Source organism: Candidatus Pelagibacter bacterium nBUS_28 (assembly GCF_051200915.1).
In the GTDB taxonomy this organism is placed as follows: domain Bacteria; phylum Pseudomonadota; class Alphaproteobacteria; order Pelagibacterales; family Pelagibacteraceae; genus Pelagibacter.
This window is the reverse complement of sequence record NZ_CP172844.1, coordinates 1,182,672-1,204,228: the sequence shown is the minus strand read 5'-3', so window position 1 is coordinate 1,204,228 and position 21,557 is coordinate 1,182,672. Positions and strand designations below refer to the sequence as shown.

The 21,557-nt window shown below is 28.0% G+C and carries 23 protein-coding genes; 13 read left to right on the top strand and 10 right to left on the bottom strand.

The genetic code is table 11. The annotated features are described in order from the left end of the window. A complete protein-coding gene (locus ACIJYC_RS06410) occupies positions 1-963 on the top strand; it encodes a phosphotransferase (RefSeq protein ID WP_435165796.1) in 963 nt (320 codons plus the stop codon). Further along, complete coding sequence (locus tag ACIJYC_RS06405; RefSeq protein ID WP_435165793.1) at positions 953-1,642, top strand: nucleotidyltransferase family protein; 690 nt, start codon at positions 953-955, stop codon at positions 1,640-1,642. Before ACIJYC_RS06410 ends, ACIJYC_RS06405 begins: the two co-directional genes overlap by 11 nt. Here the strand turns inward: ACIJYC_RS06405 and ACIJYC_RS06400 are convergent. Next, positions 1,620-2,333, bottom strand: a complete 714-nt coding sequence (locus ACIJYC_RS06400; protein ID WP_435148683.1) for a 2,3-bisphosphoglycerate-dependent phosphoglycerate mutase — start codon at positions 2,331-2,333, stop codon at positions 1,620-1,622. The two genes, ACIJYC_RS06405 and ACIJYC_RS06400, sit on opposite strands and share 23 nt — an antisense overlap. Before the next feature lie 421 nt (positions 2,334-2,754). Between ACIJYC_RS06400 and ACIJYC_RS06395 the strand changes: the two genes are divergently transcribed. Further along, positions 2,755-3,354 (top strand): lytic transglycosylase, encoded by a 600-nt coding sequence (locus ACIJYC_RS06395; protein WP_435165790.1) that lies wholly within the window; start codon positions 2,755-2,757, stop codon positions 3,352-3,354. Here the strand turns inward: ACIJYC_RS06395 and ACIJYC_RS06390 are convergent. From ACIJYC_RS06390 to msrA, 4 genes are read right to left on the bottom strand one after another with little or no spacing between them, the layout of a single operon-like run. Then, complete coding sequence (locus ACIJYC_RS06390; RefSeq protein WP_435165787.1) at positions 3,344-6,472, bottom strand: efflux RND transporter permease subunit; 3,129 nt, start codon at positions 6,470-6,472, stop codon at positions 3,344-3,346. The genes ACIJYC_RS06395 and ACIJYC_RS06390 overlap by 11 nt on opposite strands. 4 nt (positions 6,473-6,476) lie before the next feature. Then, on the bottom strand, positions 6,477-7,472 hold the full coding sequence (locus ACIJYC_RS06385) for an efflux RND transporter periplasmic adaptor subunit (RefSeq protein ID WP_435165784.1): 996 nt from the start codon (positions 7,470-7,472) through the stop codon (positions 6,477-6,479). A gap of 3 nt (positions 7,473-7,475) precedes the next feature. Beyond that, positions 7,476-8,288, bottom strand: a complete 813-nt coding sequence (locus ACIJYC_RS06380; RefSeq protein ID WP_435165781.1) for a sulfurtransferase — start codon at positions 8,286-8,288, stop codon at positions 7,476-7,478. Between the two features lies 1 nt (position 8,289). Next, on the bottom strand, positions 8,290-8,733 hold the full coding sequence (gene msrA, locus ACIJYC_RS06375; RefSeq protein ID WP_435165778.1) for a peptide-methionine (S)-S-oxide reductase MsrA: 444 nt from the start codon (positions 8,731-8,733) through the stop codon (positions 8,290-8,292). 34 nt (positions 8,734-8,767) lie between these two features. Between msrA and ACIJYC_RS06370 the strand changes: the two genes are divergently transcribed. Both ACIJYC_RS06370 and ACIJYC_RS06365 read left to right on the top strand, forming a co-directional pair. Continuing rightward, on the top strand, positions 8,768-9,649 hold the full coding sequence (locus ACIJYC_RS06370) for a DMT family transporter (protein WP_435165775.1): 882 nt from the start codon (positions 8,768-8,770) through the stop codon (positions 9,647-9,649). Beyond that, a complete protein-coding gene (locus tag ACIJYC_RS06365; protein WP_435116204.1) occupies positions 9,642-10,277 on the top strand; it encodes a DNA-3-methyladenine glycosylase family protein in 636 nt (211 codons plus the stop codon). The genes ACIJYC_RS06370 and ACIJYC_RS06365 overlap by 8 nt, the downstream gene beginning before the upstream one ends. Here ACIJYC_RS06365 and ACIJYC_RS06360 read toward each other — a convergent pair. After that, positions 10,264-10,560 (bottom strand): DUF1330 domain-containing protein, encoded by a 297-nt coding sequence (locus ACIJYC_RS06360; RefSeq protein WP_435165772.1) that lies wholly within the window; start codon positions 10,558-10,560, stop codon positions 10,264-10,266. The genes ACIJYC_RS06365 and ACIJYC_RS06360 overlap by 14 nt on opposite strands. A 43-nt stretch (positions 10,561-10,603) precedes the next feature. Here ACIJYC_RS06360 and ACIJYC_RS06355 point away from each other — a divergent pair, with 43 nt between their 5' ends. Further along, positions 10,604-11,122 carry a phosphoribosyltransferase gene (locus ACIJYC_RS06355; RefSeq protein ID WP_435165769.1) on the top strand — a complete coding sequence of 173 codons (519 nt, stop codon included), beginning with the start codon at positions 10,604-10,606 and terminating at the stop codon, positions 11,120-11,122. 40 nt (positions 11,123-11,162) lie between these two features. Here the strand turns inward: ACIJYC_RS06355 and ACIJYC_RS06350 are convergent, their stop codons facing one another. Beyond that, the gene (locus ACIJYC_RS06350; protein ID WP_435116198.1) at positions 11,163-12,473 is read right to left on the bottom strand and encodes an NCS2 family permease; all 1,311 of its coding nucleotides are present in this window, start codon (positions 12,471-12,473) and stop codon (positions 11,163-11,165) included. Between the two features lie 127 nt (positions 12,474-12,600). On the opposite strand from ACIJYC_RS06350, the gene ACIJYC_RS06345 reads away from it, so the two are divergent. Then, positions 12,601-12,906 carry a hypothetical protein gene (locus ACIJYC_RS06345; protein ID WP_435165766.1) on the top strand — a complete coding sequence of 102 codons (306 nt, stop codon included), beginning with the start codon at positions 12,601-12,603 and terminating at the stop codon, positions 12,904-12,906. 41 nt (positions 12,907-12,947) lie between these two features. On the opposite strand, the gene ACIJYC_RS06340 is transcribed toward ACIJYC_RS06345, so the two are convergent. Beyond that, positions 12,948-13,394 (bottom strand): Hsp20 family protein, encoded by a 447-nt coding sequence (locus ACIJYC_RS06340; RefSeq protein ID WP_435165763.1) that lies wholly within the window; start codon positions 13,392-13,394, stop codon positions 12,948-12,950. A 102-nt stretch (positions 13,395-13,496) separates the two neighbouring features. Continuing rightward, positions 13,497-15,572 (bottom strand): S9 family peptidase, encoded by a 2,076-nt coding sequence (locus tag ACIJYC_RS06335; protein ID WP_435165761.1) that lies wholly within the window; start codon positions 15,570-15,572, stop codon positions 13,497-13,499. Between the two features lie 13 nt (positions 15,573-15,585). Between ACIJYC_RS06335 and ACIJYC_RS06330 the strand changes: the two genes are divergently transcribed. From ACIJYC_RS06330 to ACIJYC_RS06310, 5 genes are read left to right on the top strand one after another with little or no spacing between them, the layout of a single operon-like run. After that, the gene (locus tag ACIJYC_RS06330) at positions 15,586-16,089 is read left to right on the top strand and encodes a J domain-containing protein (RefSeq protein ID WP_435165758.1); all 504 of its coding nucleotides are present in this window, start codon (positions 15,586-15,588) and stop codon (positions 16,087-16,089) included. A gap of 46 nt (positions 16,090-16,135) precedes the next feature. After that, complete coding sequence (locus tag ACIJYC_RS06325) at positions 16,136-17,020, top strand: dihydrodipicolinate synthase family protein (RefSeq protein WP_435165755.1); 885 nt, start codon at positions 16,136-16,138, stop codon at positions 17,018-17,020. Between the two features lies 1 nt (position 17,021). Continuing rightward, positions 17,022-18,212 carry a class I SAM-dependent methyltransferase gene (locus ACIJYC_RS06320; RefSeq protein ID WP_435165752.1) on the top strand — a complete coding sequence of 397 codons (1,191 nt, stop codon included), beginning with the start codon at positions 17,022-17,024 and terminating at the stop codon, positions 18,210-18,212. A 28-nt stretch (positions 18,213-18,240) separates the two neighbouring features. Then, positions 18,241-19,386 carry a hypothetical protein gene (locus ACIJYC_RS06315; RefSeq protein ID WP_435165749.1) on the top strand — a complete coding sequence of 382 codons (1,146 nt, stop codon included), beginning with the start codon at positions 18,241-18,243 and terminating at the stop codon, positions 19,384-19,386. A gap of 30 nt (positions 19,387-19,416) precedes the next feature. Beyond that, positions 19,417-19,710 (top strand): hypothetical protein, encoded by a 294-nt coding sequence (locus ACIJYC_RS06310; RefSeq protein ID WP_435165747.1) that lies wholly within the window; start codon positions 19,417-19,419, stop codon positions 19,708-19,710. Here ACIJYC_RS06310 and ACIJYC_RS06305 read toward each other — a convergent pair. After that, entirely contained in the window at positions 19,707-20,054 is a 348-nt protein-coding gene (locus ACIJYC_RS06305) for a DCC1-like thiol-disulfide oxidoreductase family protein (RefSeq protein WP_435165744.1), read from the bottom strand. The genes ACIJYC_RS06310 and ACIJYC_RS06305 overlap by 4 nt on opposite strands. An 89-nt stretch (positions 20,055-20,143) precedes the next feature. Between ACIJYC_RS06305 and ACIJYC_RS06300 the strand changes: the two genes are divergently transcribed. After that, positions 20,144-21,556, top strand: coding sequence for a TldD/PmbA family protein (locus ACIJYC_RS06300; protein ID WP_435165741.1), 1,413 nt, complete (start codon positions 20,144-20,146; stop codon positions 21,554-21,556). The last annotated feature ends 1 nt before the right edge of the window (position 21,557 follow it).

Below are 21,557 nucleotides of genomic sequence, written 5' to 3'. Positions count from 1 at the left end.
ATGAAATTTTCAAAAGATTTTAAGAAAATCAAAGGTGATGCATCTATTAGAAAATTTTATAGAAATACCAAAAAGAATTCAATTATCGTATTTGCTAATATAGAAAAAATTAAAAATTTATTAATTTATGACTCAATTAATAAAATCTTAATTAAAAATAATATAATTGCTCCTAAATTATTAAGTCAAAATTATAGAAATAACTATATTGAGATACAAGATTTAGGAAACAAAACAATTTATCAAAAATTTATAAAAAATAAAAAAAATCATTATTTGATATTAAAAAAAGTAATTAATGTTTTGAATAAAATTCAAAAAATAAAAGATAAAAAAGTAAAAAATTTTAATAATAAACTTTATAATATTAAGAATTATAACAATAAAGTTTTATTAGAAGAGACAAAATTATTTAATGATTGGTATGTCCCAAAAAAATTGAATAAAAAAAAAATTTATCTATTCAAAGATAAATTTAATAAAGAGATTAAGCTTTTGTTGTCAAAATTAAAATTTAAAAACAATACTTTTGTTCATAGAGATTTCCATGTTTCAAACCTAATTATTAATTCAAAAAATCAGATAGGCTTAATTGATAATCAAGACGCTCTTATTGGTAACAGAGCTTATGATTTAGCTTCTTTGATAGATGATGTAAGATATAAAACATCCAATTCTTTAAAAGATAAAGTTTATAATTATTACTTAAAAACTAATAAAAACATTCATGCAAAAAAATTTAAAAATGATTTTGATATTTTATCAGTTCTTAGAAACCTAAAGATTATTGGTATATTCACAAGGTTAGCTGAAAGAGATAAGAAAAAAAAATACTTAAAGCTCATTCCATATGCATGGAAGATGATAGATAATAGAATGAACAAAAACAAAGAATTTTATAATTTGAAGTTGTTATTAGCATCTAGTTTTCCTAAATTAATAACTAATTTAGATGAAAATTAATACTGCTCTAATTTTGTGTGCAGGGTTTGGAAAAAGATTAAATCCATTAACTCTAGATACCCCAAAACCATTGATTGAACTAAACAATGTTTCAGTGCTTGAAACTTGCATTAATTTAATTGAAAGTTTGGATATAAAAGAGATTTTTATCAATACTTTTTATCTTAAAGATCAAATTCGTAATTTTATAAATAAAAAAAATTTTAAACCTAAAATATCAATTATTGAAGATGGTAAAAATATTCTTGATACAGGTGGTGGTATAAAAAATATGTTAAACCATACAAAAGAAGATGATGTTTTAATATTCAATCCAGATACAATTTGGAAAAAAAATTACTCTGAAGAAATTATTGAAATGGAAAAATTGTATTTTTCCAAACAACTTAACAACATACTTTTGCTTGTTAACAAAGATTTAAGTTTTGATAAGAATTTAAATGGTGATTTTGATCTTAAAGATAATTTAATTATAAAAAATAATGATAGAAAATTTATTTATACAGGTTGTCAAATATTAAATAAAAAACTGCTTTCAATTTATAAAACTGAAAAATTTTCAATAAACAATTTGTGGAATGATTTAATTGGAAAAAAAGAACTTTATGGTTTTGAGACTAATAATGATTTTTATCATTTAACAGATCTTAAAACTTTTAAAAAACTACAAGATCTTTAGCTCTTTCATCATCCAAGTATTTACAATCAGTAATTTTCTTATTGTCATCTAAAGTAATTAACAATGGATTTCCAGTTGGTATTTCCAATTTTGAAATTTGATTTTCATCTAATTTAAATAAATATTTACATAATGCTCTAATTGAATTTCCATGTGCAGAAATTAAAATATTATTTTCTGAAATTTTATTTTCTATATCTTTTTTATAAAACTCTAATACTCTTTCATAAGTATCTTTTAGAGACTCTGTATCAGGAATTTCGTTTATTGGTATTTCTTTATAGGTTTCAATATTAGTTGGATGATAAGGATTATTTTTATCTAATGGATCTGGTCGCAAATCCCATGAACGTCTAAATTGATGAACTTTTTCTTCACCTAGTTTTAATTTCATCTCATCTTTATTTAAACCTGTAAGCGCTCCATAATGTCTTTCGTTTAATTGCCAAGCCTCTTTTGAAATTTTTGTATCCTGTAATATTTCTTTTATTAATTTTAAAGTATTTTTTGCTCTTAATTGAAAGGACGAGTAATAAATATCAATATTGATATTTTTTGATTTTATTAGTCCACCTGATTTTTTTGCTTCTAATTTACCATTTTCAGTTAAATCTACATCAACCCATCCTGTGAATTTTTTTTCAAGGTTCCATGTACTTTGACCATGTCTAACTAAAATTAAATAACTCATTTGTTAATCTCTTAATTTAATTTATAAAATATAATCATACAATTAATGATTAATTTTTTTTCAAAATATAAATTCATTTTTTATCTATCTAATTTTATTTTACTAGTTTTATATCTATTTCCTGGCAGTTTGTTAGGCTGCTTTCTGTATAACGATTGTCAATTGCAATCTCAACTAACTAAAGATTTTTTAGTCTCTACAAACCACCTTTATGCTTTTGGCTTATTGTCTATCATTGGTTTATTTACTTATAAAAATTCAAATAAATTAAATTTTTTAAATTTATATTTAATTCTTCTTTCAATAATTTTAGAAATATTACATATATTTATTCCTGTAAGAAGCTTTGAATTATCTGATTTATTTGGAAATTTACTTGGGGTATCAATTGTTTTAACGATTAATTTTTTTTATAGAAAATATGAAAATTATAAAAATTAAAATTTTATTTATAATACTGTTATTAATTTCTGCCTGTTCTTCAATACCAAAGAATACTTCAAATAGTTGTTCAATATTTAATGAAAGATATCTATGGTTTAAGCATGCAAGTAAATCAGAAAAAAAATGGGGAACCCCTCTTTATTTACAGCTTGCTATTATAAAAATGGAATCAGATTTTGATTGGCTTGCAAAACCCCCTAGACAAAAACTTTTTAAAGTAATTCCCTATAAAAGACCTTCAACTTCATTTGGATATTCTCAAGCTGTGAATGGTACTTGGGAGCAATATAAAAAAGAAACAGGAAATAAACTTGCAGTCAGAACTAGGTTTAAGGATAGTGTTGATTTTATTGGGTGGTATACAAGTAAGTCCAGTTCTATTTTAGATATATCTAAAACTGATGCTTTTAAACAGTATGTTGCTTATCATGAGGGATGGGGAAATTATAAGCATTACAAAAAAAATAAAAGAATAATTAATTTAGCAAAAAAGGTTGAGAAACAATCTAATGTTTATAAAAAACAACTAAAAGAATGTAGTAATTCATTGAGTAGAAACAAATATATTATTTTTTAGATAATTCTTTTTTTAACTCTAAATCAACCGAGTCTATTCTTTTACTATTTCTTGCAAGTGCCAAGTACATTGTTGGTGTTACGTATAGTGTAAAGAAAGTAGAAATTATCATTCCTCCAAGAATAGTTGCTCCAACAGCTAGTCTTGATGCTTCTCCAGCCCCTGGTCCAATATTTCCAATTACTAAAGGCATCATTGCTATCATGGTACTTATAGAAGTCATCATAATTGGTCTAAATCTTAAACTAGATGCTTCTTTTACCGAGCTTACCAAATCTTTACCAGTCGTTCTTATTTGGTTAGCATAATCTACAATTAAAATACTATTTTTAGTCGATATACCAATTAAAATTACAAGAGCAATTTGAGAAAAAATATTTATTGAGCTATTTAAAAATAGAATAAAAACTAAACCACCAAAAACAGCTAATGGTACTGTAAGCATAATTATAAATGGATGAATAAAAGAGTTAAATGTTGCGGCCATTACTAAATATGCTGTAAGTAAACCAAGTGCAAAAATAATATAAAGTTCATTAGTAGTTTCTTTGATCTCTTCAGACTCACCTTTCCAAGTAATTTGGTTTGTGGGTGCAACTTCTGATATAATATTTTCTAGATATTCAATTGCCTCAAATAACGAATAATTTGGATTTACATTCGCAGATATTGTTACTGCTCTTTGTCTATCATATCTTGCTAGTACTTTTGCAGACCCTTCTTCTTTTAAATCAACTAAGTTTGATAGTGAGATTAATTCACCAGTTATGCTAGATCTTACAAATAGCTTGCTCAAACTATCTTTATCTTTTCTATCAACAAGATATTGCTGAAGAATAATTGGATATTCTTTTCCTAATTTATTAAATGTAGTAACTCTTTTACCACCATATAAAGTTTCTAATGTTTGACCAATAGATCTAGTTGATATTCCTAAATCTTTAGCTTTATTTTTATTTATAACTAATTTTACTTCTGGTTTATTCCTATTAAAATCTGACTCAATTCTTGATAACCCTCTATTTCTTCTAAGTTTACTTATAACTTCTTTTTGAATACCTTCTAATTCTTCGTAGGTACTGCCTAAAATTACCATTTGGACTGGTTTATTATAATTAGAAACTCGTATTCCTTGAGGTGAAATTGGAAAAGCTAGAGTTTGAGGTACAGTTACTATCTTGCCTATAGCTTGTCTCATGATAGTCATTGCATCTTTATCTCGTTTTTTCCAATCATCTAGTAAAGCAATTATAATAAAACTATTAAATGAATTTGCAGAGCTTCCAAAACCTGGAACTCTCATGATGAATCTATTATAAGGACTATCTTCAGCCTGTAGTAATGGAAGTAATCTCTTTTCTACATCTTGAGCTTTTTGTTGGGTATAATCAAACGAACTTCCCTCGTCTGTAAAACCAATAACTAAATAAACACCCCTATCTTCTTTTGGAAGAAGCTCTTTGGTTGTGTACATAAATAAGGCCACAGATCCAGCTATAATTAAAAAAATAAAAGTTATTATCGTTTTCTTTTTATTAATCCAATAGTTTAACGTTTCTTTATAAAAATTAGAAAAACCTTGAAAAAAAATATTAAACTTTTTTACAAAGAATCCAGAACTAGCTTTTTTATCTAAAAATTTGCTTGCAAGCATTGGTGACAAAGTTAAAGCAACAAATGATGATACAACAATTGAAAAAGATAAAGCTATAGCAGTCTCTCTAAATAAAGTTCCTGATATTCCTTTAATAAAAATCAATGGAATAAAAACAGCAAGTAAAATTAAAGTTGTTGCAACAATTGCAAAGGTAATTTGTTTAGACCCTTTATATGCAGCAACTAATGGATTTTCTCCATTTTCTATTCTTCTATATATTGCATCTGTCATAATAACAGAGTCATCAGTTATAATTCCAATTGCGAGTATAAAACTTAGCAGCACAAAAATATTTATTGATAAATCAAATAAATAAATACCTAAAAATGATGCAATTAAGCTAACCGGTAGAGCAACAGCAGGAACTATTACTGCTTTAATATTACCTAAAAATAAATAAATTATTATTACAACCAAAACAAATGCAATTGCTAGAGTTTTATAAACTTCATCAATTGCTGCCTTAACATATGTGGCTCTGTTAAATGAAACTTCTAACTTGAGACCTTCTGGTAAAGTTTTTCTAACTTCAACAATTTTTTTTTGGATTTCTTTTGATAGCTCAACTGTTGAGGCACCACTTTTTGCATAAATTCCAATACCAACTGTTTTTTGGTTTAAATTATTTTTGCTTTGAGCTTTAAATAATGTTTTTTCAGAAACTGGACCAAGCTCAACATTTGCAACATCTGATAATCTTACTATTTTATCTTTTGTTCTTTTAATAGGTAAAAACTTTAATTCATCAATGTTGTTATATGATTTATCTAAATTAATTGTTAAATCTATATTATCTGCTTCCAAAGTTCCGGCAGGCAGACTTATATTTTCATTTCTAAGTGCATTTTCTACTTCCTGAATAGTCATATCATTTGCAGCTAACTTAATAGGATCAATCCAAACTCTAACACTAAGTTCTCTAAGTCCTCCAAGTAGGATTCTTCCAACATTTTTTACACTTGAGAAAGAATCTACCAAATATCTATCTGCATAATCACCAAGCTCTAAATCTGACCATGTTGAAGATGAAACAGAAAGCCACATTGTTGTGGTAAAACCAGCTGCTTGTTTTAATATCTGTGGTGCATCAGCTTCAGAAGGAAGATTATCAACTACTCTAGCCACTCTTTCTCTTATATCATTTGCGGCATCATCAAGCTCAATATCTGTATCAAACTCGATGTTAATACTACTTCTTCCGTTTTCAGACTTAGAGTCAATATTCTTAATTCCTTCTGCTCCTCCAATAACATCTTCGATAACTTGGGTTATTTCTTGATCTACAATTGGAGCTGACGCAGATTTATAATCAACTTTAACCTGTACTACAGGTGGCTGCAAACCATCAGGTAGCTCTCTTACTGGCAGTTCAGAATAAACAAATAAACCAAATACAATAAGTATTAAAGATAGAACCCAAGCTACTACAGGTCGTTTTATGCTTACTTCGGTGATGTACATTTATTTATTTTTTCTCTGTCTCAGATTTTTTAAATGGGTTTAATTTTTTTAACCAATCAAACTTACTTTTTTTCTGCTCTGTTTTAGCTGGTTTACCTTTTTTCTTCCAACTTGATGACTTTGGTTTTGAACCATATTTAATTGGTTTTATTTTTCCATTAGGTCTTGTTTTTTTTAGACCTTCAGCAACTACTGTGTCACCATCTTCAAGACCAGATTTGATTTCTACAATTCCTTTTTTCCTTAAGCCAATTTCTACTGCTACTTTTTTTACAGTATTTTCTTTGTCTACTTTATATACATAAACATTATCACCCTCCATTAGCAAACTAGTATCAAGAATGCTTAACGAGTTTCTCTCATTATAATTAATAGAGATTTCTAATAGCGATCCAGATAAAAGTTCATTGTCAGGGTTATCAAGTTTAATTCTAACTGGTAGAGATCTTTTATTTGTGTCAATTCTGCTTGCAGTAGAATCTACAGTTCCAGAGTATTTTTTAAGAGCATTTCCAGAAAATTTTATATTTACGTTTTGACCTTTTTTTACATATGGCGCAAATGTTTCGGGTATATCTACATCAACAAATAGAACTGAAGTATCTTCTAAATTTAGTATAATTGAACTCTTTGATACATCTATATCATTAGAAAAATTTCGTTTACCAATAATTCCATCGAAAGGAGTGGTAATGTTTCTATTCTTTAATTTTGCAATTACATCTCCTGTTTTAACTTTTGTATTAAATTTAATCGGCTCTAAAATCTCATATTTTTCAATATTAAAGGATTTAATTTGTGCTGGAACTGCAGTACCAAATGTCTCGATAGTGTTTTGAAATAATTTTTGATCAACCACTTGAACAATTATTCCTGGAGGTGGTCTTTTGCTAAATTTTTTCTTAAAATGATTACCAATCATTGTTCTAGCAATGATTACTGCCGCAATGATAAAAAAGAAGATTAATACTATTGATATAATTTTTGTTGATCTTTTCATAATTTAACTCTTTCCATACTCAGACCATGAGCCGTCGTAAATTGTCGGCATATAATTATCATTTATTAGGGAATAAGCTAGAGCCAATACGCTCGCAGTCACTCCTGATCCACACGAAAACACTATATTTTTACTATGGTCAAAATTTAATGACTTAAATTTTTCTGATATCTTATCCTTGCTAACAAATGTACGGTCATTATTTATTAGTTCTCCAAAAGGTAAGCATAAAGAATTTTTTATTGAACCACTTCTTAAACCTTTTCTAGGTTCAGCAACTTTACCTTCAAACCTTTCTCTGCTTCTTGCATCAACAACATTAAAATCGTTTTTATCAATATTTTCATCTATCTGTTTTTTATTTTTAACAAGTTCTATATTTTCCTTACATGAATATATAGAAGCTTCAGTGATAGCTTTTTTATTATTTGTAGTTTTATTTTCTTTTTTCCATTTTTTAAGTCCTCCATCAAGAACATGAACAAGTTTTGGATCATGACCAAAATAAATTAAATTATACCAGCATCTACACGAACTTATTACATCAGAGTTATCATAAACTACAATTTCATCTTTATTTTCAATACCCATATTACACATAATTTTTTCCCAAGAGTTTGTATCGGTTAGCATGTGAGGTAAGTCGATATTTATTTTCGAATTTTTGTCTAAATCGAAAAAAATTGCATTTGGTATATGTTCTTTAGTGTATTCCTCAAAGCCACTTCTATTTGCTTGTGGCATATGCCAAGAGCAATCAATAATTTTTACATTATCAATGTTTTCTTCTAACCAATTTGTATCAACTAATGACATACTATCTCTTCTGTAAATATTTTTGATGATATTCCTCTGCGGGACAATAATTTTTTACTAGAGAGGTTTTAGTTACAATTTTTCCTGAAAATTTAATATTTTCTTCTTTAATTATTTTTTCTGAAATTTTTTTTTGTTGATCATTTAAATAAAATATTTCACTTCTATATTGAGTTCCAAAATCTGGACCTTGAGAATTTAAAGTTGTTGGGTCATGAATTTCAAAAAAATATTTTAGTATTTTTTCATAAGAAATAATTTTAGGATCAAAGTCTAATTTTACAACTTCGGCATGATTAGTTGTTCCATTGCATACCTCTTTGTAAGTTGTTTCACTATTATTGCCTCCACAATAACCCACTTCAGTTTTAATAACCCCATCAAGTTTACTAAACTTAATTTCCGGTCCCCAAAAACATCCCAAACCTAAAATTGCAATTTCCATTGATAATTAACTTAATTAATTTAAAGTTAATCATATGTTGTCTAAAAATCAATTAGGCTTTTTTTACATGTTCATTTCAGTATGTGCATTTTCATTAATGGACGTAATAGTTAAGTGGTCTGACGAATATCCTGTTGGCGAAGTTTTATTTTTTAGAGGTTTTTTTGGGATAATACCTCTTTTATTTCTTATACCTAAAGTCAGGTACTTTGATTTTTATAAAACTAATCGACCATTGTTACACTTGAAAAGGTGTTTGGCTGGTTTAATTGCTTTAATATCTATATTTATAGCTTTAAGAAATTTACCTCTTGCAACGGTTGTTAGTATTTCATTTGCTGCCCCAATATTTACAACTATTTTTTCAATATTTTTATTGAATGAAAAAGTTGGATTTTATAGATGGTTAGCAGTTTTAGTAGGTTTTGTTGGTATCATAGTTATTTCAGAACCAGGTTTTAGCTCTTTAAATCTTTATTATATATATCCAATTATTTTTTGTTTAGGTTTATCTTATGTAGCTATTTCAATTAGAAAATTATCTACAACGGAGCCAGTCTGGTTAATTAGTTTTTTCTTTTCGTTTTCTATAATGATTTTAAGTTTTTTTACTTTTTATCAAAATTGGATTTTACCAAATTTGATAGATTTACTATTGCTTTCAATGATAGGAATTTTAGGTGGTTTGGCAAATTTATGGTTGTCTCAATCTTACAAACTTTCAGAAGTAAGCTTGGTTTCTCCATTAAAGTACCTAGCATTAATTTTTGCAATAATTTTTGGTTATTTAGTTTGGGATGAAATACCTACTTCAAAGACCTTAATAGGAGCTTTGCTAGTAATTTCTTCTTCATTTATAATTTTTAAAAGAGAGATGACTTTGAAGAAGAGTGTATCGGTTGCTAGGCATGAGTAAATCACCTACATATTGGAGTACAGCAAAAAAATATTTATCAAATAAAGATAAGACAATGTCTTCTTTAATAAAAAGATATAAATCTCCATCAGAGGCAGTATTAACTACAAGAAAAGATATCTTCTTTTCATTGTGTAAAAGTATTATTGGTCAACAAATTAGTGTTGCTGCTGCTAATTCAGTTTTTTTAAGATTTAAAAAAAAATGTAATAATAAAATTAATGCCAAAACTGTTAATACCTTATCTTTTGTTCAATTAAAATCATGTGGACTCAGCAAACTAAAAGTAAAAGGAATTCAAAGTTTAGCAAAACAAACTCTAGATAAAACTTTTAATCCAAAACTAATATCTACAATGTCTGATGAAGATGCAATTTTATATCTTTCTCAATTAAGACAAATAGGAAGATGGTCTGCTGAAATGATTTTATTATTTACTTACAATCGATCTAATATTTGGCCAGTTCAAGATATAGGTTTGTTAAGAGCTATTTCTAAGAATTATAAAAAAAAATATTTGCCACCTGACAGTTATGTAAAATTATTGAATAAAAGATTTTCACCTTATTGTTCAGTTGCAACTTGGTATCTGTGGCGAAGCATAGATCCAGAGCCTATTCAGTACTAAATCCTTCTATTACCTGCATGTGCCTAACTGTTGTATCTTTTGCTAGATCCCAACCAGCTAAATATTCCTTTGAATTATGGCATTCTATAGCTTTTTCATAGCTCGGAAATTCCCAAACAACTGTTCTAACAAAATCATCTCCCTCAAATGTTTTGTGATATCCACCTCTTACAAGAGGAACTCCACCAAAGCTTTTAATTATTGGTGTTACAACTTCTGCATATTTTTTTAAATTGTCTTGATTTTCAACTTTTAGGTATAAACTGATCCAATAACTTTTCATGATTTCTCCCTTTTAAAATTTCTTAGTTGTGATAGTAAAATTCATGGCAGATAAATTAATTATCACTTTCGATGAGTATAACAAAATTGTTGAGAAATTAGCAATTGAGATTCATAGAGAATATAAGCCTACAGTTTTAGTGGGAATAATGAGAGGTGCTGCTCCAATTTTAGATATCCTTTCAAGAATTTTAAAATTACCGATAGCATATATTGTTATCCAAAGTTATTCAGGCAAAGGTATGGAAGACAAACAAGGACAACTAATGTTTGCAAGGGAAATTAGTTCTTTAGCAGAAAACAAAGATTATAATAAAGTACTTTTGGTGGATGATCTTTCAGATACAGGCTTAACTTTAAACAAAAGTATAGAGTGGTTGAAAAATTATGGTCCAACCAAAGATTATATTAAAGAAGTTAAAACAGCTTGTCTTTGGAAAAAGAAATCCTCAACATTTGAACCAAACTTTTGTCCAGTAAGATTAGATACAGATCCATGGATAGTTCAACCAACTGAACATTATGAAGAGTTATCTATAGAAGAAATTATTAAAAAAAATTAACTAATAGGGCCAGAATTAACCAGCCCTATTAAATTTTAAATTAAGCAACCGCAAAGCTAATAACACTAAGTATAGCAATAACAAATATTGCTGGTGAAGTAGTTGAAAACTTACCAGTAAATAATTTAATTAAAGCATACGATACAAATGCTAAAGCAATACCATTACTAATACTGTATGTTAAAGGCATAGCAATCATTGCTAGAATTGCTGGAGCAGACTCAGCAATATCATCCCATTCTATATCTGTTATATTTCTTACGAAAAGAACAGAAACGAAAAGTAAAGCTGCACCATCAATTTGTTTTGGTAAACTAGTTGCAAGTGGAGCAAAGAATATACACGCTAAGAACAATAAACCAATTACAAGTGACGTCATTCCAGTTTTTCCTCCAGCTTTTACACCAGCTCCAGACTCAACATAACTTGTAACAGTTGTAGTTCCCATCATAGCACCAGCAACTGTACCAACACTATCGGCTAACATAGCTTTATTAATATCTTGAACTTTTCCTTGTTTATCAACTTTACCAGCAACATTAGCAACTGAAGTTAAAGTTCCAGCTGTATCAAAGAAGTCTATAAACAATAAAGTAAATATTACTGTAGACATCCCTGCGGTCATTGCAGCTGATAAATCAAAATCAAAAAGATATGTCATTGGTGGAGGAGAACTAGCAATACCATTAAAGTTTGCAAGTCCAGCAGCCCAGGCAATAACACTAAATACTAAAATTCCTATAATAATATTTCCTTTTATGTTCATCTTTTCCATTACGATTATTGCAATAAAAGTTGCACAACCCAAAAGTACTAATGGATTACTAAGATCACCTAGTCTTACAAGAGTTACAGGATCATCAACAACAACTTCCATTATTTGTAATCCAATAATTGCTAAGAATAATCCAATTCCTGCACCTATTCCTAACTTAAGACTTCTTGGAATTGAGTTTATTAACCAAGCTCTAATTGGTGTGAGGGATATAATTAAAAACAATATTCCAGCAACCAACACTGCACCTAAAGCTTCTTGAGGTGTGTAGCCCATCCCCGCACAAACTCCAAAAGCGACAAATGCATTAATTCCCATTCCTGGTGCAAGTCCAATTGGCCAAGTTTTTCCATAAAAAGCCATTATAAAACATGCAAGTGCTGTTGCTAATATTGTAGCTGTATAAACTGCGCCGAAATCAAAGAAACCTTTTTCGGGTCCGGCAAATTCTCCCGATAAGATAAATGGATTTAAAAACATTATGTAAGCCATAGTTAAGAACGTTGTTGTTCCAGCTATCACTTCTGTTTTAAAATCTGTTTTGTGTTTTTTATAATTGAAATAATTTTCAAGCATTTTGTCCTCCTATTAAGGGATAAATATTTGATTCTGTTGATAAATACCCTCTAAAACTAAGGTTTATTCACAAATTTCAACTAAGGAGTTTATATTTATGCCATAATTGAGTTGTTACTATCTATTTATGCAAAAATTAAAATTATTTTTAATAACATCCATCACATTTTTGATGATTGCGGGTTGTCAAACTATCAAAGAAAAGACCGATGCTATTGTTGAAAAAGAAAATGAAAAATTAAGCAAATATATTAGTAAACCTGCGAGTGTTTTACAGATGGATTTAGGAAAACCTGATGAAGATTTCAAAAATGCAAAGGGGAATTTCGAGTTTATTTACAATACTAAAAAATATGGAATTCCTTGCGAGAGAAGATTTGAAATTAACTCCGAAAATATCGTAGTTGGATTTGTATCAAACGGTTGTTTTTAAGAAGTACTTGCGAGGAAATAATCCCCGCAAGTAAGGTAAACTTATTTAATTTCAATAAGCTTTTTCTTTTTATGTTCTGGAATTATTCTTTCACAAGATATTGTTAAAAGACCATCTCTAAGTTGAGCACTAATAACTTTTACATCATCAGCAATTGTAAATGATCTTGCAAATTGTCTTTGTGAGATACCTTTATGAATAATTTCTCCATCAACATTATTTTCTTCTGATTTGCTAACTGGTTTAGTTCTTACAGTTAATAAATTATCTTCAAACTCTACCTCAACATCATTTTTGTTAAAACCAGCTAATGCCACTTCAATAGCATAGTTATCCTTTCCAGTTTTTCTGATATTGTATGGAGGATAATTTGATTGCATAGTCAAATTTCCATTACCAAGCATATTTTCAAATTGATCGAACATGTCATCGAAACCAATTGAAAAAGGCCTTAGTGAGTTAAAGATAGATAGATCCTTACTTGTCATAATATTCTCCTTTTTGTTAAGCAAGTTTATTAATGTAAGCCCCATTAGGCGGCTTACTAACTTTATATAGTAATTAATTTTTATGATTCAAGATTTAGAGAATTAAATTTTTTCAGATATTTTTAAGGCAAAAGCATAATCAATTGCAATTTCCTCAATAGCACCATCTCTACCTGATTTTCCACCATGTCCAGCATTCATTTCTGTTTTTAAAAGAAGCAAATTATTGTCAGTTTTATACTCTCTTAATTTTGCTGTAAATTTTGCAGGCTCATCAAATAGAACTCTATTATCACTCAAACTAGTGGTAATTAACATATGAGGATAGTCCATTTTTTTAATATTATTATAAGGGGCATAAGAAAATATATAATCAAAATGCTCTTTGTTATCTTTTGCATTTCCAAACTCATCAAATTCCCCAACAGTCAAAGGAAGAGAGTGATCAAGATTTGTTGTTAGAGAATCAACGAATGGGACTGCCATGATTATTCCTAAAAATAATTCTGGAGCTTGATTAACAACAGCACCCATTAATAAACCACCAGCAGAACCACCCATACCTATTATCTTTCTCTTTGACGAATAGTTATGATTAATTAAGTATTTGGCTGCGTAGATATAATCTTCAAAAGTATTTTTTTTATTTGTAAGTTTTCCCTCTTTCCACCATTTCATTCCTTTTTCCATACCACCTCGAATATGTGCGGTTGCCCAAATGACATCACGGTCAATTAAACTTAATCTTGTAGAAGAAAAATTTGGACTCATAGAACTCCCGTATGAACCATATCCATAAAGTAATAAGTTTGCAGAGCCATCAATTTTTGTTTTTTTATGTCTCGTAATGGTCAAAGGAACCAATCTACCATCATGTGATTTGTATTCTATTCTTTCAACAATATAGTCATCCGAGTTATGACCAGAAGGTATTTCTTGTTCTTTAACAAGTTTTTTAGATTTTTTTTCTAAATTGTATAGATAAACTCTCGAAGGAGTTTTGGGAGATGAATATCCAAGATACACATCGTTTGTATTTCTATCTCTTTGTATTAAGGAGATGCCAGGTACATAAATTTTTTCATCTGAAAATATTAATTCTTCCTCAACACCTGTTGAAACATTTTTAATAAATAGTTTGTCTAATGCGTTAGAAGTTTCTGATCGAATGATCCAATCTTTTAAAAAAGTTAGTCCACCTATTAAAACTTCATCTCTTGGCCCTATAAATGTTTTCCATTCTTGATTTGTAAGACTTTCAGAAACATCAATTTTAAAATCTTCTGCATCTTTATTAGTATGATTATAAAATTTTCCATCCCAGGAGCTTATTGAGTAAAGAATACCTTTTTCTCTTTTCATTATTAATTTTGGCGCAGGATTTTTTTCATTTAAATTAAAATAATATTGCTCAGAGGTGTTGTGATCAGATGTATTAATAAAGTAATATTTTTCATCTGAGCTTAAACCAATACTGACAGTAAATGCCTCACTTTTTTCTTCAAAAATTAATTGATCTTGATCAGTAAAATTACCAATTTCATGTCTATATATTTTTCTTGCACGATGATTTTCATCAAGCTTTGAATAAAAAATGAATTTGTCATCTAAACTAAAAGTAATCCCACCAGAAGTTTCAGGAATTTCTTTTGTAATAATTTTATTAGTCTTAATCTCTCTTAAATATATTGTATAATATTCAGAACCTTTAATGTCTAAAGAATATCCTAAGTACTTATCATTATTACTTACTTCTAGATCACCAACACCAAAATATTCTACTCCAAGATTTTCTTTTTCTTTATCTCCGTTCCAAACCTCTTCAACCAAATCTGAATTAATTTTCTTTCGAAGTTTAATTGAATAATTTCCTGTTTTAGTAGTTTTAGTCCAATATTCATAAGTGTGATCTTTGTAAGGAAGAGACTCGTCATCTAATTTTATTCTTCCCTTAATTTCTTCAAATAATTTTTTTTGTAAAGGTTTAGTATTTTTTAAATGGTAATCAGTATATTTATTCTCTTCTTCAAGATAATCTTTTACTTCAGGAAGTAGTTTACTCTTGTCTCTTAGCACCTCCAAAATATTTTTTTGATGTATCCAGCTATAGTTATCTTCCCATGTAACATCATGATATGATTTTAATTCTGGTTTTTTTTTAAGATGTGGTATTTTCATTACTAGGAAATATATGAATATAATAATTTATACAGTGTTAATTTTGGCTGCTTTATATTTTTTATTAAGGTTTTTTGCTGCTATCAATTCAAAAAAAATATCAAAAAGTATAAGAATATTATTATTTATTGGGTTGATAGTTTTTGCAGTTTTATTTGCAGTTGCAGGTAAATTTTTACTAACATTGCCATTAACAGTTGCAAGTTTGGCCTTATTAAAATTAAAAGGTCTTTCTTTTTTTCAAATAATTTCATTGTTTCGATTAATCCAAACCTTAAGAAACTCTGGGAGATTTTCATTTAATAATAAAAATGTATCAAACACTAATACAATGTCTGTCACAGAAGCTTACAAGATATTAAATCTAAATCCATCTCAAAAAGTAACCAAGGAGGATGTGAACAAAGCATATATTAAAATTCAAAAAAAAATACATCCTGATATTTCTCCAGAGACTTCGAGACTTTCATCTATAGTTAATGAGGCAAAAGACATAGTTTTAAATAACTTAGCTTAATTGATTAAACCTTTACTAAATTTATTTTTTTATATAAATTTTTGTTATGGGTAAAATAAATGGCATCTATGCTGCATCAATGTCTATTATTAATAATGATTTAACTTTAGATGTTACTAAGACAATTCAGCATGCAGAGATGATTATTGATCAAGGTTGTCATGGTGCTGCTATATTTGGTAGTACAGGTCAGGCTCAACTCATATCGATTACAGAGAAGATCAAATTATTTAATCAATTATCAACAAGTAAATATAAAGATAAGTATATAATTGGAACTGGTTTAAATTCTTTAAGTGAAACTATTAATCTAATGAGTGTAGCTAGATCTTTAAATTTCAAAAATTTTTTAATTATGCCACCTGCATTTTATAAGTATGATGACGATAATGTTATTAACTTTTATACAAAAATAATTGAAGCGCATCCTGAGTGTGAAATAGTACTTTATAATTTTGAAAAATTATGTGGGTATAAATTTAGTGTAGAGTGTGTTCAAGAACTAGTAAAACGATTTCCCGAACAAATTGTTGGTGTTAAAGATAGTTCATACAATCTTTTTGAAAATCTAGAAATAGATAATTTTTCTATTTTACCTGGTTCGGAGACTAAATTACTCAAAGGTTTAGAACTTGGTTGCTCAGGAATAATTACAGCAACTTGCAATGTTACATCTGCTCTAGCAAGAAAAGTTTATGATGATTTTTTAGAAAAAAAAGAACAAACAGTCAATCAAAAGCTTTGTGACGTTAGAAATATATTTGAAAAATATAATTTAATATCTGGACTTCATGCTTATTATTCAAAAAATGATGATATTTATAAAAATATTTTACCACCATTATCAATCTTAAATTCTAAAGAAGAAAAGGAGTTAATTAATAATTTAGAAAAATTAAATTTTTCTACAAAAACAGCAATGGTAGCTTGAAATGCAATTAGCTAGATTTCTTAACGGTGTATTTAAGAAAGATGGTTTTATCCTTGAAAATGCAGACTCCCAAAATTACATAATCGGAACACCTAAAAGTGATAAGCCAATTAAATTAAAAATTTTAGATAAAAAACTTCATTATAAATTATTGTTTCAGCCAGATTTATATTTTGGTGAAGCTTATACTGATGGAGATATAGTAATCGAAAATGGAAGTTTGAGTGATTTTTTAGATTTAGCATTAATGAATTTTGGAAGAAATGACCTAAATTTATTAAGTTATTTAATAAATAGACTGAGAGGATCTTATAGATACTTAACTAACTTTAATTTTATCAAAAAATCTAAAATGAATGTGTCTCATCATTATGACATTTCAGATGATCTTTATGATTTATTTTTAGATCCTAAAAGACAATATTCATGTGCATATTTTAAAAATGAAAATGATACACTTGAAAACGCTCAAAATAATAAAATTCAGCATATTATAAAAAAATTAAACATAAAATCTAATCAGAAAGTTTTAGATATTGGATGTGGCTGGGGTTCTTTAGCTATTGATATAGCTCAAACTGCTAATTGTGAGGTTACGGGAATAACATTGTCTGAAAATCAACTTAATTACTGTAAAAAAAAAGTAAAAGAACTTAATTTAGAAAACCAAATTACATTTAAATTGATAGATTACAGACAGCTTGATGAAAAATTTGATAGAATTGTAAGTGTTGGAATGTTTGAGCATGTTGGGAGGAAGTTTTATAAGAAATTTTTCAAGCAAATTGATAAATTATTGAATGATGATGGAATATCTTTAATACATACAATAGGTTCAGTAAACCCTCCTAGAGACCCACACCCCTGGATAACAAAATATATTTTTCCTGGTGGTTATACCCCAAGTTTAAGTGAGGTAACTACCCCAATTGAAAAAGCAGGCTTAATCGTTGCTGATATTGAAGTATTAAGACTTCATTATTCTCATACCCTTAGACATTGGAAAGAAAATTGTATTAAAAATAGAGAAAAAATTATTGAAATGTTTGATGAAAAATTTTTTAGAATGTGGGAATTTTATTTAGCTGGATGTGAAATGGCATTCAAATGGGGAGATCAGGTTGTATATCAATTTCAATTAACAAAAAATTATACATCGACACCAGTTACAAGAGACTATATTTATCAATAAATTATTGATAGAAAAGATACTCTTGAAGATGAAAAAAACAAAAAAAAAATCAAAAAAAATAATTAAAAAGAAAACTGGTAAAAAAATTAAATCTAGTATTAAAAAAGTAAAAAAAATTAAATCAAAATCAAATTCAAAATCAAAAAAAAAAGTTTTTAAGTCAAGAGATCTTAAAAAAGAAAATTTTATTCTTAAAATAATTAATTTTCAAAATTCTTTAAAACCTAAAATAAATTTCAGAATAAACTTTAGTTTTGAAAAATATATACAGGCATTTTTCGACAAAATTGCAAATACAATTGCTCAATATAAAACTGTTAAAAAAGATGAAGCAAGAAGGTTAAAATTAGAGAGACAAGAAAAAGAAAGACTAGAAAAAATTGAAATTGAAAATGAAAAACAAAGAGAAGAAGAATTAAAAATTAAGTTAAAAGAACAGGCTCTAAAAGAAGAAATAAAGATAGAAAAGCAAAGAGCACGAGACATAAAATTATTCTTAAGAAAAGAGCAGGCATTATTAAGAATTGAACAGGCTGAGAAACAAAAACAGTTCTTAAAACAATTAAGATTAGAAAAACAAATTGAAAAATTTAGAATAAGAGAAGTCAAAGAGTTAGAAAAACTTGAAAAAATATCACTTAGAGAAAAAAGAGATGATTATGCTGGTCTTCAACAAAGAATAGAAAAATTAAAAGAAAAATACCGAATAATTCGAGACCAGAAAATAAAAGAAAGAGTAGAGGCTCTTGGAGTAAAATTACAAGGAGATGAAGATAGAGAAACACTGCTACAAAAAGAAAAAGAATATACTATAGCAAGACAAAAAATAGAATTTGCACTTGAAAGTTTTTATCGCAGTGCAAGTAGTTTAGTATTTCAGTTAAATAAAAGACATATAACAAGACATATGTCTATTTTTAGATGTATTGATAAAAGGTTTGAGACAGGTGAAATTTTTGTAAAATGGGATGAGTCTTCTGATGAAGAGTGGTTACTATTAATTTATATTAAAAATAATTCTCCAGATGAGGGAATAGTTATTGAAGACAAGACAAACTCTGAAAAAAATATTTCTCATGAGTTCAAAAACAATGAAATATTTAAAGCCTCTGACACGATGGTAGACTCTCTTACCCAACTTATTGCTAGAAAAAGGTCTAAAAATAACAATTAAACTATATAAATTAATTAAGTAATATTCATTATGTTTTTTGGAACAATTACAATGGTAATTTTGTATCTAATTTTTAGATACATTCTTGCTTGGATAACTTATTTTAATAATTTAGATCCAAGACTTGGAGACTCTACATGGCGCTGGAGTTATGATTATCATGTAGTTGGTGAAAGGGACATTTCTGATTTAGATGATAAAGATTTTGTTAGACTAAGAAGAAAAAAAAATAAGATTATTACTTTAATGTATTCTGTTGTAATGATTATGTTTATCGCTTCAATGTCTTTGTTAAGTAAAATTTTATTATTTTTTACGAGCTAGTTCTTAAGCTGTTTTTTATTTTTTAAATATAAAAAATAAGCAACAATTTCATAAGTAAATTTAAAAATTTGAAAAATTATTGGAAGTTTAAAAAAGCTGTACAAAAATTTATATTTTGGAATTTTTTTCCAAACAAAAAGAAAAGCTTCTGCTCCCTCAATAACTCTATCTCCATCTTTAACGTGTAATCTTCTTAAAAGTTCTTTATCTTTTTTAGATGTCTCTTTTTCAGCATTTGAATTATTAGTAATATCTATCCAGTCAATTTCTTCAATCTTCTCTTTTTTGTATAGATTGATTTCAGATCGACAAATTTTACATGAATTATTAAAATAAACTTTCATTATCAATAACAAATTATATGTGAGATTGAATATTGTACATGCGTAAAATCATCCATTGAAAATTACATACAAACGACTATGTAGTATTTATGAGTAATTTTTTTGATAAATCAGACATAACCAGAAAAGATGTAGACGAAATTGTATCTGAAACTTTAAAAGATTGTGATGATGGGGAAATATATTTTGAAAACTCAAAATCAGAGTCAATTTTATTAGATGATAATAAAATAAAAAGTTCAAATTATAGTTCTGATCTTGGTTTTGGATTTAGAGCGATTTCTAATGAGGTAGTTGCTTATTCTCATTCAAATGAAATATCGAAAGATGCTTTAAAAAACTCTGCAGAAAATCTTAAATCTACACTGAAATCAATTAAAGGAACTTATAATCATGAAATTCCAAAAACTAATAATAAATTTTATGATGATATTAATCCAATTGAGCAAAAAACGTTAGATGCAAAACTAGAAGTTTTAAATAACGTTAATGACTATTTAAGAAAAAAAGATTCAACAGTAAAGCAAGTTACGGCTAGTTTTAGTGGAGAGCAAAAATCTATTGAAATAATTCGTTCTGGTGGTGAAGCTTTAACAGACGTTCGTCCTTTAATTAGATTTAACGTCTCTGTAATGCTTGAAAAAAATGGAAGAAAAGAAACAGGCGTTTATGGAATAGGTGGAAGACAGTCTTATGATGATTATTTAAAAAATGATAATTGGAAAAATGTTTGTGAAGAGGCATTAAGAATTGCTTCAGTCAATTTAGATAGTAAGCCAGCTCCAGCTGGTGAAATGAAAGTTGTCCTAGGCCCAGGTTGGCCCGCAATATTAATTCATGAAGCAATTGGCCATGGGTTAGAGGGTGATTTTAACAGAAAAAAAACATCTGCATTTCATGATTTAATGGGTCAAAAAGTTGCAAGCGAGGGAGTAACGATTGTTGACGACGGAACTATTGATAAAAGAAGAGGCAGTTTGACTATTGATGATGAGGGCACTCCTACAGAAAGAACAGTTTTGATTGAAAATGGAATTTTAAAAAACTTTATGCAAGATAGATTAAATGCAAGGCTAATGAATACCAGATCTACAGGCAGTGGGAGAAGGGAAAATTATAAACACATTGTGTTACCAAGAATGAGAAACACCATGATGTTGAGTGGAAACCAAACTCAAGATGAAATGATTAAGTCAGTTGACAAAGGAATATTCGCTGTAAGTTTTGGAGGAGGACAAGTAGATATAACATCAGGAAAATTTGTTTTTAATTGTACAGAAGCTTATGAAATAAATAATGGAAAAATTGGTTCACCAATTAAGGGTGCTACTTTAATAGGAGATGGTCCTTCAATTTTAAAAGAGGTATCAATGGTTGGAAACGATATGATGATGGATCCAGGTATCGGAACTTGTGGTAAAGCAGGTCAAGGTGTGCCAGTTGGTGTAGCACAACCTTCAATTCTAATTGATAAAATGACTGTAGGTGGAACAAAACTGTAAA

Bases quoted from the DNA above. Each gene is read 5' to 3' on its own strand.
- ACIJYC_RS06410 (WP_435165796.1), top strand. From the start codon at position 1: ATGAAATTTTCAAAAGATTTTAAGAAAATCAAAGGTGATGCATCTATT.
- ACIJYC_RS06405 (WP_435165793.1), top strand. From the start codon at position 953: ATGAAAATTAATACTGCTCTAATTTTGTGTGCAGGGTTTGGAAAAAGA.
- ACIJYC_RS06400 (WP_435148683.1), bottom strand. From the start codon at position 2,333: ATGAGTTATTTAATTTTAGTTAGACATGGTCAAAGTACATGGAACCTT.
- ACIJYC_RS06395 (WP_435165790.1), top strand. From the start codon at position 2,755: ATGAAAATTATAAAAATTAAAATTTTATTTATAATACTGTTATTAATT.
- ACIJYC_RS06390 (WP_435165787.1), bottom strand. From the start codon at position 6,472: ATGTACATCACCGAAGTAAGCATAAAACGACCTGTAGTAGCTTGGGTT.
- ACIJYC_RS06385 (WP_435165784.1), bottom strand. From the start codon at position 7,472: ATGAAAAGATCAACAAAAATTATATCAATAGTATTAATCTTCTTTTTT.
- ACIJYC_RS06380 (WP_435165781.1), bottom strand. From the start codon at position 8,288: ATGTCATTAGTTGATACAAATTGGTTAGAAGAAAACATTGATAATGTA.
- msrA (WP_435165778.1), bottom strand. From the start codon at position 8,733: ATGGAAATTGCAATTTTAGGTTTGGGATGTTTTTGGGGACCGGAAATT.
- ACIJYC_RS06370 (WP_435165775.1), top strand. From the start codon at position 8,768: ATGTTGTCTAAAAATCAATTAGGCTTTTTTTACATGTTCATTTCAGTA.
- ACIJYC_RS06365 (WP_435116204.1), top strand. From the start codon at position 9,642: ATGAGTAAATCACCTACATATTGGAGTACAGCAAAAAAATATTTATCA.
- ACIJYC_RS06360 (WP_435165772.1), bottom strand. From the start codon at position 10,560: ATGAAAAGTTATTGGATCAGTTTATACCTAAAAGTTGAAAATCAAGAC.
- ACIJYC_RS06355 (WP_435165769.1), top strand. From the start codon at position 10,604: ATGGCAGATAAATTAATTATCACTTTCGATGAGTATAACAAAATTGTT.
- ACIJYC_RS06350 (WP_435116198.1), bottom strand. From the start codon at position 12,473: ATGCTTGAAAATTATTTCAATTATAAAAAACACAAAACAGATTTTAAA.
- ACIJYC_RS06345 (WP_435165766.1), top strand. From the start codon at position 12,601: ATGCAAAAATTAAAATTATTTTTAATAACATCCATCACATTTTTGATG.
- ACIJYC_RS06340 (WP_435165763.1), bottom strand. From the start codon at position 13,394: ATGACAAGTAAGGATCTATCTATCTTTAACTCACTAAGGCCTTTTTCA.
- ACIJYC_RS06335 (WP_435165761.1), bottom strand. From the start codon at position 15,572: ATGAAAATACCACATCTTAAAAAAAAACCAGAATTAAAATCATATCAT.
- ACIJYC_RS06330 (WP_435165758.1), top strand. From the start codon at position 15,586: ATGAATATAATAATTTATACAGTGTTAATTTTGGCTGCTTTATATTTT.
- ACIJYC_RS06325 (WP_435165755.1), top strand. From the start codon at position 16,136: ATGGGTAAAATAAATGGCATCTATGCTGCATCAATGTCTATTATTAAT.
- ACIJYC_RS06320 (WP_435165752.1), top strand. From the start codon at position 17,022: ATGCAATTAGCTAGATTTCTTAACGGTGTATTTAAGAAAGATGGTTTT.
- ACIJYC_RS06315 (WP_435165749.1), top strand. From the start codon at position 18,241: ATGAAAAAAACAAAAAAAAAATCAAAAAAAATAATTAAAAAGAAAACT.
- ACIJYC_RS06310 (WP_435165747.1), top strand. From the start codon at position 19,417: ATGTTTTTTGGAACAATTACAATGGTAATTTTGTATCTAATTTTTAGA.
- ACIJYC_RS06305 (WP_435165744.1), bottom strand. From the start codon at position 20,054: ATGAAAGTTTATTTTAATAATTCATGTAAAATTTGTCGATCTGAAATC.
- ACIJYC_RS06300 (WP_435165741.1), top strand. From the start codon at position 20,144: ATGAGTAATTTTTTTGATAAATCAGACATAACCAGAAAAGATGTAGAC.